Below are 15,087 nucleotides of genomic sequence, written 5' to 3' on the forward strand. Positions count from 1 at the left end.
GACGAGGGGCAGAACCACTGGTTCTGCCTTTTTTTACGCCGGCAGGATCGTGCGCGTACTCCAGTCGCGCCGCTCCAGCAGCAATGCCGTCAACTGCGCCGCCGTCATCGGGCGGGCAAAGAAAAAGCCCTGCACGTTGTCGCAGCCCGCTTTGCGCAAGAACTCCACCTGCTGCAGCGTTTCCACCCCTTCGGCCACCACTTTCAGGTGCAGGCTGTGCGCCATGGCGATGATGGCCGTGACGATGGCTTCGCCCTCGCCGGGAAGGTCGTGCACGAAGCTGCGGTCGATTTTCAGCTGGTCGATGGGCAGGCGTTTCAAGTACGACATCGAGGAATAGCCGGTGCCGAAATCGTCGATCGACAGGTGGATGCCCGTTTCCTGCAGGCGCCGCATCAATTCCACGTTGGCGTGGACATTGTCCATCAGGACGCCTTCCGTGATTTCCAGCTCCAGCAAGCCATGCGGCAGCTGCGTTTCGTCCAGGATGGCGCGGATGTCGTCCATCAGGCCCGGATCGCGCGCCTGGCAGGCCGACAGGTTGACGGCCACGTGTTCGAGCGAGTCGAGCAGGCCCGCCTTGCACCAGGCGGCTGCCTGGCGGCAGGCGCTTTGCAGTACCCAGCGTCCCAGGTCGACGATGATGCCGCTTTCCTCGGCCACGGGGATGAATTCGGCGGGGCTCAGCTGGCCCATGTCGCGGCAATGCCAGCGTATCAGCGCTTCCACGCCGACGATGCGCCCGCTGCGCAAGTCGATCTGCGGCTGGTAGTGCAAATACAGTTCCTCGTTCTGCAGGGCGCGGCGCAGGTTCGCTTCCATGCGCAGGCGGCGCTGCGCGCGCAATTCCATTTCGGCCTTGAACACGGCGTAGCGGTTCTTGCCCTGGTGCTTGGCGTGGTACATGGCCGTATCGGCATTGCGCGTCAGGGTGGCCACGTCCTGCGCGTCGAACGGATACAGGCTCACGCCGATGCTGGCGCTGACGTACAGCTGGTGGCCTTCGAGGGCGAACGGCGCGGCCAGCACAGCGAGGATCTTGCGCGCCACGCTGGCCATCTCCGAGGCGTCGTCGGCCGGTTCCACGATGACGACGAATTCGTCGCCGCCGATGCGGCAGATGATGTCGGTGCCGCGCAGGATGGCCACCAGGCGCTCGGACACGAGCTTGAGCAGCTGGTCGCCGCAGTGGTGGCCCAGCGTATCGTTGACGATCTTGAAGTTGTCCAGGTCCAGCAGCAGCAGGCCTACGCTGCTGTCCTGGCGGTCGGCGCGCGCCAGCGCATAGGCCAGCGCATCGTTGAATTCATGGCGGTTCGGCAGCTGCGTGACGGGGTCGACGTGGGCCAGGTAGTGCAAATGGCGCTCCGCATGCAGGGCGGCGGTGCGCGTGCGGCGCACCATCAGGAAGGTCAGGCCGAACGCGCACAGGCAGACCAGCAGGGTGAAGGCGGCAAATTGCGCCAGGCTGGCGTACAGCGGCGCCAGGCTGGCGCGCAGGTACAGCGCGCCGCCGCCGGGCAAGGCCGTCAAGATGGCAGCGCTGCCGTCCAGGTAATCGATCTGCAGGCCGTTGCGCGGCGCCGTGGGCGCGGTATCGCTGCCGCTGCGCGCGTAGCGGGCAAACGGCGTGCCATAGGGGCTGTAGAGCAGTGCTTGCCGGATATGCGGGGCGGCGGCGAGGGAAGCGAGGAGTTGTTGCGCTGCAAGATGATTATCCTGGCGCATGGCCTGCGTGGCGGCGGGCGCCAGCATGTCGGCCTGGATGCGCAGCGTGCGCTGGAAGGATGCCTGGAGGGAAAACAACTGGAAGAGGATCAACAGCAGGCTGGCCATGGCCAGCATGGCCGCCGCGGCCAGCAAGTTCAGCCTGGCTATGCGGTCGCCGCGCAATTGCGCCGACGGCAGCATCAATGGCGCCATCATGACGCTTTCTCCTGCCGGCCCCGCTTGCCGCCGCCCCGTGTGATCCCGCCTCGCCCTGCCATACTTTACGTTCCAGTCTGATGAAAACCGAAGTGAGCCGGAACTCTCAACGTGTTGTTAAGGCCGACATATTGTCATTTTGCAGCGTGAAAGTACAGGGCGCGCGGCAATTTTGTCTGCATGCCACAGGCCGGTGGCAGCAGGCTAAGTAGGTCATAATAAATTATTGTGATTTCTGACTTTCATAACCGGCGCTCTGCGGCGTTACCCGCTGCTAGCAGTGCCTGCACTGCGTCGCAACGGGCGCCTTGCAGCGCATCCCGTTCTGTTAATCATAACTTTACAATAATTTCCCACGACCTACTTAGGCGACAAGTCAGGCGGAAAAGGTGGGGCGTGTCTTTCTAATAATAATCCAAGCTGAATTTTAATCCTTTTTTTGCCGGCTGTTTTTTTCCTTTAAAAACATGCTGACAATAAACAAAATGCCATCAAGAATAACTTCAATGGCCCCGGCATCGCGGCGCGGATTAACTTTTTGTCCGCATAAGCCATTGCAAGTCATTGATTTTAATAAATTTTAATGAAGAATGCGAGAACGCTATGGCCTTGCTCCGCGAGTTCGTCCATAATCCGCAGATGATGGACGTCCTGATGCTGTTTGTTTTGTCTGCCGCGGCCAGGCAAGCTGCCGCCAGCAAAACCGGACGTCGCCCTAATGATCAATAGTGAGGATATCTTGGAAAAAAAACCAAAAATTATTTTGTCGTCACAAGACCTGGAACGACTGGAAGCGTTGTTGTATGCCTTAGGTAATAATCTGTCGCCGGACAAGGCCGCCTTGCTCGACGAACTGGGCCGCGCCGAGGTGCTCGAGCCGCAAGAGATTCCCCCGACCGTCGTGACGATGAATTCTACCGTGCGCTTCACGGTGGAAAACAAGGAGGAATTCTGCCTGACGCTCGTGTATCCGAAGGATGTGGAAGGCCAGGCCGACCGTATTTCCGTGCTGGCGCCCGTCGGCAGCGCGCTGCTGGGCCTATCCGTGGGCGACAGCATCGCCTGGCCTATGCCGGGCGGCGTGGTGAAGGTCAAGATCGAGGAAATCGTTTACCAGCCTGAACGGGCTGGCGAATACCACCGTTAAGCGTAGCCAGCAGTAATGGCGGACGGCGCCCGCCGTTCGCTTGCCAGGCCGTGCCGGGAGCGGAGCTAACTGTTCCTCTGCACGCGCACCACCAGCCATCCCGCCACCACCGTGAACGTGACGATGATGGCGACGATGATCCAGAATCCCTGCGGATGCTGGGCCAGCGGAATTCCCCCCACATTCATGCCCAGCATGCCGGCGATGATATTGATCGGCAAGGCCAGCACGGTGACGATGGTCAGCACGAACAGGCTGCGGCTGTTTTCCTCGTTGACGCTGGCGGCAATTTCTTCCTGCAGCAGCTTGATGCGTTCCTGCAGGGACGACATATCGCTGAGGACCACCGAAAATTCCTCCGTCGACTGGCGCAATTCCAGGCTGTCCAGCTCCGACACCCACGCGGGCGGGCGTTGCAGCAGGCGGAACAGGGCGGCCGGTTCCGGCGCCAGCAGGCGCTGCAGCCGCACCAGCACGCGCCGCATGGCGCCCAAGTCTTCGCGTTTCGGCACCAGGCGCCCGGCCAGCAAGTGATCTTCGATATCGTCGACCCGCGCCACGGCGTCGCGCACGATGTTGACCAGCACGTCCGCCTGGTCGCGCAACAGGTGGATCAGCAGCTCCACCGACGAGCGGATCGGCTCGTGGTTCTTGATGACGGCCTGGCGCAGGCGTTCGATCGACTGCAGCGGCGCGCGGCGCGCCGTGATGACGAGGTTTTGCGCCACGCTGGCCCACATGGTGGAAATGTCGGACGCCTCGAACGAAAAATTGTGCACCACATCGTTGACCACGGCGATCAGGGTGTTTTCCGCCTGTTCGATACGCGTCGAGCGGGAACCCTGGTGCAGGGTTTCATAGAATTCGTCGGCCAGCTGCGTGTGCGTCATCAGCCATTTTTCGCTGGCCGCATGCGACAGGTTGAAATGCAGCCAGACGAATTCCTGCGCCGGGCGCGCCGCGCCATCGGCCAGCCAGGCCAGGGCTGCCGTCGAGTCGAGCGCCAGCGGCTGCGCCTCGCGGCCAAACAGGAAGCCCCAGACCAGGCCCGAGGTGTCCGAGCCGTAGGTGAAACCGGCAGTTTCCATCGCCATCGTGAATCTTTCTCGCGCAGTGTGATTGATCGTCGCGCGATTTTAATACACGGATGTGTCGGGAAAATGACAAGGCCACCGCGAGCGGTGGCCTTGGTGCTACTTGGTGCTGACTACAGCCGAGTATTAGCTGCGGTTCGGGTTGTCCGGACGCCGGTCGTCGCGGTTCGGCACGCCGTCATGGTCGCGGTCGTGGCGGTTGCCATTGTCGCGGTCATAGCGGTTGGGTATGCCGTCGCGGTCGCGGTCGCCGTTCGGGCCCCGTGGCGACCAGCGGCCTTGCTCCATCTGCCAGCGGCCGTCGCGCTGGTTCCAGGCGGGCGGCGCATACGCATAGCCGGGGCGTTCGGCGATCCACACGCCTGGCGTCCAGGCGTAGCGCTGGCTGCGCCATTCCCAGTGGCCGGGCGCCCAGATGTAGCCGTGGCGGGCGCGCGGGATGGCTTCGCGGCGCGGCGGCGGCGGGGCGATGCGGATCTCGTCGTAGCGCACGGGCTGCACTTGCGCGGCGACCCAGCCGCCGCGGTCCAGGCGCCAGCGGTTGTTTTCCTGTATCCAGGCGGCGCGGCGGTACTGATTGCCGCCCCGTTCGCGCAGCCATTCGCCATTGTTCCAGACATGGCGCTGGCCATCCCAGTTCCAGTAGCCGGGCGCCCAGACATAGCCGGCGCGCGGCGCTGGCACGCTTTCAAACCGTGGCGGAGGCGGGGCGTTGCCGACGACAATGCTGACGCCGAGCTGATTCTGGGCCATGGCCTGCGCGGGCAGGAAAGCCGCGGCGCTGATGGCAAGCATGGCTGCTGCGTAGAGTGTGATGGGTTTCATGGGTTGCTCCATTTCGGTGATTGCGTGAAATGGACTATAGGCGCTTGCCGGCGATTTTTCGCCTTTGATTCAACTTATTACAATTGACACAATGCTGTGTGTCCGTGTATCCGTTGCGGATACAAATCAGATGCCTATGGCGGCCTGGCGCGCCGACTGTCCGCTGTGTGCCAGGCGGCGTGGTGTCAGCATCGGCGGCTCACAGGGTGCTGGCGCTGGCGTTGCCCAGCATGGCTTGCCGCTCCTCGATCAGCGAGATTTTCTTTTCCTGTTCCGTCAGGCGCTTGGCGCTGACCACCACGACGGGGATGGCGCCCGCTTGCGCCACATCGGCGGCCTTGGCGGCCGATGGCTGCATGAAGCTGGCATAGCTGGCACCGCAGGCGATGGCGACGGCGACGGTGAAGATGGCTTCCATGTTTTTCAAGGCTTTCATGATGTTTCCTTTCGGGTGGCGGGTGGGTATGCATGCACTGTAGCCAGGCGCGGGCCGCTGCGCCATGCGGATGCGACCAGCCGTGGTTTTGGCGGGATGGCCTGCAAAAAAACGGCGCTGAAATGCCTGCGCACGGGGCTGGCAAGCCGACCGCTTGAATTGAGGCCTAAATTGCCCTGTATCCGGGCATATGAATGTAATTGCCGCGTGGCATTATTTGACGCTGCACACTGCCGCGCGCGGCAAGTGCAGGGCCAGCTGTCCTGCTAGAATCGGCATGGCGGCCCCGTCGCGTGGATAAAAATATCATCAGGAGTCACACATGTTCCAATTGTTTGGTTTTGGCGGCGCCCGCTGCCCGCGCTGCGAGCACAAGAACGGCGCTGCCGCCGGCTATTGCGCGCAATGCGGCTTGTCGCTGGGGGCACCCGACAGCGACGCGGTGCTGCATGCCAATCAATGGCATCTTGCTGATGGGCAACTTGCCCTGTTCTTCGGCGTGCGCGAACTGTCCTCGCTGTTCGGCAGCGCCGCGCGCCGCCTGCAGGTACCGGCCGAGTCGCGCGCCTGGATCGTGCAATCGGACGCTTTCACCTTGATACCGGCCGGCGACTACGACAGCGCCGCCTTCTTCGCGCGCCTGCCCGTGCTGCTGCCGGCGCGTCCGGCCGAAGTGCTGATCGCGCGCGCCGACGCCGTCAGCCTGGAATTCGACTTGCCCGGCCTGGCCAGCACGGAGTTGCTGAACGTCGCCGCGTCTCTGCGCGTGGATATCGCCCTGGGCCAGCCCGACGCGTTCGCGCGCCAGTTCATGCGCGCGCCGGGCGCCGTCACGCGCGCCCACCTGCACGCCTTGCTGCTGCCATCCGTGCGCCAGATCGCGCTGGAATTCATCGGCAGCCGCGCGCTGGGCGAGATGGACGCGAATGCGGACCTGCGCCCGGAACTGAACGAGCGCCTGCAATCGGCCCTGACGCAGCGCCTGGCGCCCAGCGGCCTGGCCGTGGCGCGCGTGGAAACCCTGGCGCTGCGCCACGACAAGCGCGAAGGCGACGCTGGCGCCAGCATCGGCACCCTGTGGCTGGGCGGCTTGCCGGCGCAGGAACTCGAGCAGCACAGCCTGGAACGCATGAAGCAGCTCGACCAGTTGTATGACGAGGAAGAGTGGCAGCGCATCCGCCGCGAGGAACTGGCGGCGCGCCATGCGCACCGCCGCGCCGAACTGACGCAGGATGCGACGGTGGAAAAGGCGGAGCTGAACCACCAGGAAGCGGAGCGCCTGCAAGCGCTGCGCGGGCGCCAGATCGACCTGTATGGCCGCATCCTGGAAGCGAAATCGCGGCGCCAGGCGCTCGACCATGGCGCCGCGCTGGCGCTGGGCGAGCTGGAACAGGAACTGGCGCAGAAGGGCGCGCAGCGCGCCGACGAAACGGCCAGCTGGGAACACGTGCGGGCGCTGGCCGCCATCAAGATGCGCAGCGAGCTGGAACTGTCGCAGCTGCATGGGCGCGAACAGATCCAGCTGGCGCAGCAGCGCTTTACGCATCAGGTGCACTTGCAGTCGATTGCGCAGCAAGTGGAAAGCGCGCTGCTGATCGATGACGAGACGGGCCGCCGCACCCAGTTGGCGCGCCTGCGCCAGGCGGAAGCGGATGCGGCCCAGCGCGAGGCGCAGCTGGAGGCGGAGCAGCACCAGGCCGCCTGGCAGGGCCTGATGCTGGCGAATGCGGCGCGCAAGCGCGAGGCGGAGCGGGTGCAGGAGTGGGAAGAGCAGATGCAGCTGGCGCGCCAGCGCGAATTGTTGCGCGCCGAGGCGCACAAGGATGAAGCGGCCCAGGTGCAGGCGGCGGAAATCGCCGAAAAAGTGGCGGCGTTGCGGCGCGGCGGCGCGCGCGAAGACGCCATCGCGCAGCAGGAAAAGCTGCTGCGCACCATCGAGGCCGACGGCGTGCACGCGCGCCAGCTGCAGCAGCAAGCGCAGCTGGCCCAGCTCGATGCGCTGGCCATCGAGGAACAGCGCCAGCAACTGCGCCAGCTGGAACAGGAAGCGCAATGGCAGCGCGACTTGCTGGCCATGGCGCAGCAGCGCGAAAGCGATTATGCGCGCTGGAAGGGCGAGTACGAGGCCCTGCTGGCGCAGCAGGCGCATGCGGCCGAACTGGCGCGCATCGACATCGACCGCATCGAGAAAATCGGCTCCCTGAGCGACACGGGCAAGGTGGCCATGGCCGCGGGACAGAACGCGGCCGCGCTGGCGCAGGTGCTGAAGGTGCAGCTGCAGGCGGGCATGAGCGCCGAACAGATCCACGCGCTGGCGGCGCTGGCGGCGGCCGAGAACAGCGTTTCTCCCGCCGAGGCGCTGCGCATGGCGCAGGACAGCGCGGCGCAGGAGCGCAGCTACCTGGAAGGCCAGGCGGAACGCGAACGGCGCCAGCAGCTGGACTTGATCAACCTGCAGAACGCGGCGCATGCGCATGGCCTGTCGGCGCAGGCGCAGCTGGGCGTGGCCGTGGCGCAGGCGCTGCAGCCAGGCGCGGCGTCTGCTGCCGGCGCGCCGCTGCGCTGCAAGAACGGCCATGCGCAGCGCGCGGGCCATCCTGAAGATAAATTCTGCGCCGCCTGCGGCGTCGCCTTGCAGCCTTGATGGAAGCGTTTTACCCCAGATGATGCAAAAAGCACGAGACAAACTGCGGGAACTGCGCGCCCTCCACGACGATGGGCTGCTCAGCGAGCAGGAATTTGAACGCCGCAAGAACGCCATCCTCGACGCCGAGTACGCGCCGCCCGGCGCCGCACCCGTGGCCGCGCCGCTGCCCGTGCGGCAGGGCACTGAGCTGGGCTTCATGACGGGCCAGGAAATCGGCCCGCAAAACCGCCGCTACCGGCTCGAACGGCTGATCGGCACGGGCGGCATGGGACAAGTGTGGCAAGCCACCGACCTGGCTACGCACGCGGAGCTGGGCAGCAGCGAAATGGTGGCGCTGAAGATCTTGCCGCCGCAGCTGACGCAAAGCGCCACGCACGCGAAACTGCTGATCGAGGAAGCGACCCAGGCGAGAAAACTCGCGCATGAAAACATCGTGCGCGTCTACGAGTGGGCGCAGGACCCGGCCACGGCCAGCTATTTCATCATCATGGAATGCCTCGATGGCGAAGACCTCGAACACTATCTGGGCCGCCAGGGCGCGCTGCCGCTGGCCGCCGTGCAGCAGCTGCTGCACCCGGTGGCCGAAGCCCTGGCGTATGCGTGGGAGAAGCACAAGCTGGTGCACCGCGATATCAAGCCGGGCAATGTCTTCCTGACGGCGAAGGGCGACGTCAAATTGCTCGACTACGGCATCGCGTCGCGCGTGCGCAATGCGGACAGCAGTCTGGCGCTGGAGATGCCGAATGCGGGCACGCACGGCTACCGGGCGCCCGAGGCCGGCGCCAACCAGCGCCAGCCCAGCCCGCGCCTGGACGTGTATGCCGTGGCCGTGATGATCTATCAGATGCTGGAAGGGCGCATGCCGTTCGACGATACGCGCAGCGCCAGCCACCTGCCGTCCGCGCCGCAGGCGCTCAACGCGCAGCAGTGGCAAGTGCTGCAGAACGGTTTTTCGCTGACGGCGGAATTGCGGCCGCTATCCGTGCAAGCCTTGCTCGAAGGGCTGGAGCGGGCAGCCGGGCCGTCGCCCGAAGAACTGGCGGAACAGGCGCGCCAGCAGCAGGCACGCCTGGCAGAGCAACAGCAGCAGGCGGCGCTGGCGGCGGAACAGGCCCGCGAAGCGGCGCTCAAGGAGGCGCGTGCGCGCCAGGAAGAGCTGGATCAGCGCCGCAAGGCGGAAATCCAGGCGGCCGCGCTGGAAAAGCAGCGGCAGGATAAGCTGCGCCGCGAGCAGGAGGCGCAGCGCCATTTCGAAGCGGAAGAGGCGCGCAAGCTGCGCAAGGAAGCGCTGCGCGGCCAGCTGCGCGCGCGCCGCGAAGCCGATGCCGCCACGGCCTTGCAGGAACACCAGGAATTGCAGCGCAAGGCCATCGTCGCCAAGGCGGAGGCGGCGTATCGGGCCGAGCAGGAACGCGCGCGCCGCGAAGAGGCCAGCCGCGCCGCGACCGCGGCTGTCCCTGCGCCGGCATCCGCGCCGGCGCCGGCGCCGGAACTGGAACCGGAACACGCGGAACCGGTGGCCAATGCCGAAGGCATCTTGCGCGATGATTGGCTCGATGGCTCGGGACAGGGGCCGGAACTGGTGCTCATTCCCAGCGGCCGCTTCCAGATGGGCGCGCACGAGACGGAGCACAAGGCGGCCATCCAGGCCGGTTCGCAGCAGTCATGGCTGGACCGCGAAACGCCGCAGCACTGGGTCGGCATCGAGCGTCCGTTCGCGCTGGCCCGGCACCCCGTCAGCGTGGGCGAATGGCGCGCCTTCGTCAAGGCGACGGGATGGGCGGGCGGGTCGGAAACGGACTGGGATAATCCCGGCTTCGTGCAGAACGACCAGCACCCGGTGGTCGGCGTGAGCTGGAATGACGCGCAGCTGTACCTGGCGTGGCTGTGCGAGCGCACGGGCCGGCAGTACCGCCTGCCCAGCGAAGCGGAATGGGAATACGCGTGCCGCGCCGGCACGCGCACGGCGTTCAACGTGGGCGACACCATCAGCACCGAGCAAGCCAATTACGACGGCTTGTACGTGTACAACGGCGGCCCGCGCGGCGTGTACCGGGGCGGCACCACGCCGCTGGGCACCTTCGCGCCGAATTCCTGGGGCCTGTTCGACATGCATGGCAATGTATGGGAATGGGTGCAGGACGTGGTGCACGACAATTACGAGGGTGCGCCCGTCGACGGCAGCGCGTGGGAAGAGGGCAGCGACAGCAGCCGGCGCATCCTGCGCGGCGGCTCCTGGTTGTACCACCCGCGCTATTTGCGCTCGGCCCTGCGCAACGGCTTTTCCACCGTGCTGTCGAACGACATCGTGGGCTTCCGCGTGGCGCGCACGCTCGACCAGGCCGGGTAGGCGGGGATTGTCATATTGCCCATCTTGACGGATACTTCATGCACCTTAACCGTGCCGGAGTGTCCGTGTTCAAACGCCGCCTGCTGTCCATCGTGTTCGCCTGCCTGCCCATCGCCGCCCTGGCCGGCGATTTGCCCTCTTATCCCTTCATCCATGCGACGGGCACGGCGTACAGCTTCGTCATGCCGGACCTGGGCGAGATCGACTTCGACGTCAGCGTCTTCGACCCGGCGCCGGACGTGGCCACCGCGCTGGTCCAGACGCGCATCGCGGAAATCAGGGCGCTGCTGGTGGAGCAGGGCTTGCCCGAGGCGGCCGCCGGCATCGAGGTGCGCGACGTGCGCAAGGAAATCCGCAAGGGCGCGGAGCAGGACCCGGCCAATCCGCAATACATGATCAAGGCGAGCGTGCATGTCAACGTGGCCGACTTGTCGAAATGGCCCGGCGTCATGCGTCCGCTGCTGGCCATGCCCAACCTCGATGCGTTTGCCGTCACCTTCGGCGCCACGCAGCGCATCCGCCTGGAAGAGGAGTTGATGGGCGAAGCCGTCAAGGATGCGCAGCGCAAGGCCGATGCCATGGCGCGCGGCTTCGGCAAGCGCGCGGGCGCCGTGGCCGGCATCTCGTCGGACCAGCTGAAAAACCTGGGCAATGCCGTGGGCCTGGTGCCGTCCGACCGCTACAACCGCGCGAACAGCCGCCAGCGGCAAAATCCCGACGACATGCTGATGGTCACCAGCCTCAAAATGGCGCAGACGGTCGACGCCCTGTTCCGTATCAAATGACCAGGTAGCAGGGGAGCAGGCTGCGCAAAGCGGGCAAACGGTGTAAATTGTGGCTTTCCAAACGCACCAAGGAACGCCATGACCATCAAAGCCATCCGCGACCAGTCGCAACCCATGCGCCACATCGTGCACGTGCGCGACCACATCATTTCCGCCGACGCCTCGGTGGCGGAAGGGGGCGGCGATGCCGGCCCGTCGCCGCACGACCTGTACGACGCAGCCCTGTCGGCCTGCAAGGCGCTCACCGTCGTCTGGTACGCCAAACACAAGGGCATCCCGCTGGAACACGTGGAAGTGAGCACGGAGCGCGATGCCAGCGAAGAGCGCAAGGGCGTGTACCGCCTGGCCGCCACCCTGCACCTGACGGGCGAGCTGACGGATGCGCAGCGCGAGGAATTGCTGGCCGCGGCCGGCAAATGCCCGCTGCATAAATTGATGACGGCGGTGACCACCGAAGTGACGACGGTGCTGGCATGAGCGCGGCCATCCTGAAAAGCCACGAGAAGGACCTGGGCGGCGGCTTCGTCGTGCGGCGCCTGCTGCCTGCCGCGGCAAAACAGGCCGTCGGCCCCTTCATTTTCTTTGACCATTTCGGCCCCATCGACGTGGCGCCCGACGCCAACCACGACGTGCGTCCCCACCCGCACATCGGCCTGGCCACCGTCACCTATCTGTTCGAGGGCGCGATCGACCACCGCGACAGCATCGGTTCGTACCAGCGCATCGAACCGGGCGCCATCAACTGGATGACGGCCGGGCGCGGCATCGTGCATTCGGAACGCACGCCGCACGACCTGGCGGGCCAGCCGCACCGCACGCACGGCTTGCAGCTGTGGGCTGCGCTGCCGAAGGCGCACGAGGAAGACGAACCGAGTTTCACGCACACGCCGCAGGCCGACATTCCCGTCGTGCCGCTCGATGGCGCCGTGGTGAAGGTCTTGATCGGCACGGCGTTTGGCCGGACCTCGCCCGTGCGCACCTACATGCAGACGCTGTACCTGGACGTGGCGCTGGAGGCAGGCAAGGAGCTGCGGCTGGAAGGCTTGCCGGCGGAAGCGGCGATTTACCCGATCAGCGGGGAAGTGCTGGTCGATGGCGTGGCGCTGGCGCCGCACACCATGGCCTTGCTGGAAGCGGGCGCCGTGCAAGCGGGCGCCGTACCGGTGGTGACGGCGGGCAGCGGCCCGGTGCAGTTCGTCGTCATCGGCGGCGAGCCGCTGGACGGCCACCGCTTCCTGTTCTGGAATTTCGTCTCGTCGAGCAAGGAGCGCCTGTCGCAGGCGGCCGACGACTGGAGCGCCCAGCGCATGGGACAGGTGCCGGGCGAAACGGAATTCATCCCGTTGCCGAAGGCGCCATTGCGCCCGGCGACCTGAGTCCCCCTTAGAAACGCGCGCGCAAGGTCAGTTGCGCCTTGCGCGGCTCGCCATAGAAATTGCCCCACGCAGGCGCGCCCACCGTCTGGTAGTAGCGCTTGTCGAGCAGATTCGTCACGGACAGCGACGCCGTCCAGTTACGGTCGATCTGGTAAGCGGCGCGCGCGCCCCACAAGGCATACGCGCCTTGCGCCACCGTGATGTTCTGCGTGACGCGCGAGCTCTCCGTCTGGAAGTTCACGCCGCCGCCCACGCTCCACTTCTGCAGGGCGCCGGACAGACGATAATCGCTCCACGCGCGCAGCATGTGGCGCGGCGAGTAGGTGCTGGCAAACATCACGCCCGCATTCGACGTCTGCTCCAGGTACTTGAAGTTGTTCAGGGTATAGCCGGCGAACAGCTGCCAGCCTGGCGCTACTTCGCCGCTGATTTCCGCATCGACGCCTTCGCTGCGTACCTTGCCCGCCGAGAAATAGCACTCCGTGCCGGACGAGCAGGTGTTGACCAGGTCGAGTTCCGCGCGGTTGCGCTGCTCGATGCGGAACAGCGCCAGCGAGGTATTCACCTTGCCGTCGAACAGTTCACCTTTCACGCCCACTTCCAGGTTGCGGCCTTTCAGCGGGTCGAGCAGGGCGCCGTCGGCCGTGCGCTGGTTTTGCGGCTGGAAGATGTCGGAGATGCTGGCATAGCCTGACCAGCGCTTGTCGAACGCGTAGATCACGCCGCCATACGGCGTGACGACGCCGTTTTCGCGATACGGGTCGATATACACCTCGCCCGTGTCGCGGTACACGCTGTTCGATTTGTAGTTCGACACGCGCGCGCCGGCCACCACGGTGAGCGGGTCGCTGACGCTGAAGCGGGCCACGCCGTAGGCGCCCGTCTGCGTCATGCTCGTCAGGCTGTGGGCGCCGCCATACTTTTCCTTGCGTATCCAGGCATCGCTCGGTTCCGCCACGCCGTGATTGGGTTGCAGCGCGCTATTGGGCAGTTTCATCATGGCCAGGCTGTAATCGCTGTCGCTTTCCAGCCGGTTCGTGCTGATGCCGGCGCTGAAGCCGTGGCGGCGGCCGAAGGCGTTGAATTTGCCATCGAGCGACAGGTCGACACCCTTGTTGGTGGTGCCGTAGTCGAACACGCCGGTATACATCATGATGCCGGCCAGGGTGGCGGGATGGAGCGCACCCAGGCTGAACATGTATTTCACGTCATGCCGCTCGCGCGTGTAGTTGGCGCTGGCCTTGAGCGACCAGTCGGCGTCGAAGCGGTGCTCGAATTCGGCGAAGACGGCCGTTTGCTTGCTATTCCAGCGGTTCCAGTCGGCGCCCAGGAAGGTCGAGCGGGGCAGTTTCGGGTCGCTGCCATCGCGGTAGCGGGGCATGCCGGAGAAAAACGGCGTCGAGTGCAGTTTTTCGTAGCTGGCGCCCGTCGTCAGCTTGCTGCCCGGCGCCAGGTCGAATTCCAGCACGCCGTACAGCACGTCCGTGCGGCTGTCGGCCACGTCATAAAAATAATCGCGCTGGTCATGCGCGGCCACGGCGCGGCCGCGGATGCTGCCCGACTCGTTCAAGGGGCCGGTGACATCGACTTCGCCGCGCACGTCATTCCAGCGTCCCGCGCCGAGCGCCAGCTGCACCTGCTTTTCCGCCAGCGGGCGCTTGCGCACCATGTTGATGGCGGCTCCCGGGGAACCCGTGCCCTGCAGCAGTCCCGTGGCGCCGCGCACGATTTCCACCCGGTCCAGCATGGCCGTATTGCTGGTAAAGCTGTTCGCCTGGGGGTAAAACATGGCGCGGTTGACGCCGTCGAACTGGTACGTTTCGACCATGAAGCCGCGCGAATACACATAGCGCCCGCCCATGGGGCTGTCGTACATGGTGATGCCGGTGGTATTGGCCAGCACGGCGTCGATGGTGTTGAGGTTCTGGTCGTCCATCTTTTGCCGTGTGACGACGCTGACGGATTGCGGAATCTCGCGCAGGGTTTGCACGCCCTTGCCGACGGTGACGGCGCGCGCCGCGTACGAGTTGCTGTGTTCACTGACGGGATCGCGCTCCATGCTGGCGCTGACCGTCACGGGCGCCATGGTCTTTTCCGCGCCGCTCGCCGCGGCGGAAGGCACGGCCGCCTGGCGCAGCACATAGGCGCCGTTCGGCAGCTGCACGGCTTCCATGCCGCTGCCGGCCAGCACCTGGGCAAACCCCTGCGTGACGTTGAAGCTGCCGCGCACGCCGGGCGAGCGCAGTCCCCGCGTCTGCGCGGGATCGGTCGACAGGCTGACGCCGGCGGCGACGGCGAAGTCGTTCAGGGCAGTGGCCAGCGGGCCGGCTGGCACGGCGTAGGTTTGCGGCGCCGTGGCGGCGGCCTGGCCTTGCGCCAGGGCGGGCGCGGCGATGAAGGCGGCGGGGGCGGCGCAAGCCATGGCGAGGACGGCCAGGCGGATGGCGCGCGCGGCGGGATGGAGGACAGGGGTGGTCAGCTGCATGCTCGGTCTTTCTGCT

Annotated in this window: 11 protein-coding genes; 6 read left to right on the forward strand and 5 right to left on the reverse strand. The window is 65.7% G+C overall.

Annotated elements, in window-relative coordinates:
- Positions 1 to 33: 33 nt before the first annotated feature.
- Positions 34 to 1,926 carry an EAL domain-containing protein gene (locus OX460_RS01605; protein WP_289897395.1) on the reverse strand — a complete coding sequence of 631 codons (1,893 nt, stop codon included), beginning with the start codon at positions 1,924 to 1,926 and terminating at the stop codon, positions 34 to 36.
- 739 nt (positions 1,927 to 2,665) lie between these two features.
- Here OX460_RS01605 and rnk point away from each other — a divergent pair.
- Positions 2,666 to 3,073 carry a nucleoside diphosphate kinase regulator gene (rnk, locus tag OX460_RS01610; RefSeq protein WP_162835757.1) on the forward strand — a complete coding sequence of 136 codons (408 nt, stop codon included), beginning with the start codon at positions 2,666 to 2,668 and terminating at the stop codon, positions 3,071 to 3,073.
- A gap of 65 nt (positions 3,074 to 3,138) precedes the next feature.
- Here rnk and OX460_RS01615 read toward each other — a convergent pair whose 3' ends face one another.
- The 3 genes from OX460_RS01615 to OX460_RS01625 form a co-directional block, all read right to left on the reverse strand.
- Positions 3,139 to 4,167, reverse strand: a complete 1,029-nt coding sequence (locus tag OX460_RS01615; RefSeq protein ID WP_175444840.1) for a transporter — start codon at positions 4,165 to 4,167, stop codon at positions 3,139 to 3,141.
- A gap of 126 nt (positions 4,168 to 4,293) precedes the next feature.
- Positions 4,294 to 4,992, reverse strand: coding sequence for a YXWGXW repeat-containing protein (locus OX460_RS01620; protein ID WP_251348214.1), 699 nt, complete (start codon positions 4,990 to 4,992; stop codon positions 4,294 to 4,296).
- A gap of 199 nt (positions 4,993 to 5,191) precedes the next feature.
- Complete coding sequence (locus OX460_RS01625; protein WP_251348215.1) at positions 5,192 to 5,428, reverse strand: hypothetical protein; 237 nt, start codon at positions 5,426 to 5,428, stop codon at positions 5,192 to 5,194.
- Positions 5,429 to 5,750: 322 nt separating this feature from the next.
- Here OX460_RS01625 and OX460_RS01630 point away from each other — a divergent pair, with 322 nt between their 5' ends.
- The 5 genes from OX460_RS01630 to OX460_RS01650 all read left to right on the forward strand — a co-directional run bounded on the left by OX460_RS01630 (position 5,751) and on the right by OX460_RS01650 (position 12,586).
- Entirely contained in the window at positions 5,751 to 8,072 is a 2,322-nt protein-coding gene (locus OX460_RS01630; protein ID WP_289897396.1) for a hypothetical protein, read from the forward strand.
- Between the two features lie 19 nt (positions 8,073 to 8,091).
- Positions 8,092 to 10,425: an SUMF1/EgtB/PvdO family nonheme iron enzyme gene (locus OX460_RS01635; RefSeq protein WP_289897397.1), complete on the forward strand. Its 2,334-nt coding sequence runs from the start codon at positions 8,092 to 8,094 to the stop codon at positions 10,423 to 10,425.
- 65 nt (positions 10,426 to 10,490) lie between these two features.
- Positions 10,491 to 11,210: an SIMPL domain-containing protein gene (locus OX460_RS01640; protein WP_289897398.1), complete on the forward strand. Its 720-nt coding sequence runs from the start codon at positions 10,491 to 10,493 to the stop codon at positions 11,208 to 11,210.
- A 78-nt stretch (positions 11,211 to 11,288) separates the two neighbouring features.
- Complete coding sequence (locus OX460_RS01645; protein WP_034783198.1) at positions 11,289 to 11,687, forward strand: OsmC family protein; 399 nt, start codon at positions 11,289 to 11,291, stop codon at positions 11,685 to 11,687.
- Positions 11,684 to 12,586: a pirin family protein gene (locus OX460_RS01650; protein ID WP_289897399.1), complete on the forward strand. Its 903-nt coding sequence runs from the start codon at positions 11,684 to 11,686 to the stop codon at positions 12,584 to 12,586. The genes OX460_RS01645 and OX460_RS01650 overlap by 4 nt, the downstream gene beginning before the upstream one ends.
- Before the next feature lie 7 nt (positions 12,587 to 12,593).
- On the opposite strand, the gene OX460_RS01655 is transcribed toward OX460_RS01650, so the two are convergent.
- A complete protein-coding gene (locus OX460_RS01655; RefSeq protein ID WP_289897400.1) occupies positions 12,594 to 15,071 on the reverse strand; it encodes a TonB-dependent receptor in 2,478 nt (825 codons plus the stop codon).
- Positions 15,072 to 15,087 lie beyond the last annotated feature (16 nt).

Source organism: Janthinobacterium sp. SUN033 (assembly GCF_030397595.1).
GTDB lineage: Bacteria > Pseudomonadota > Gammaproteobacteria > Burkholderiales > Burkholderiaceae_D > Janthinobacterium > Janthinobacterium kumbetense.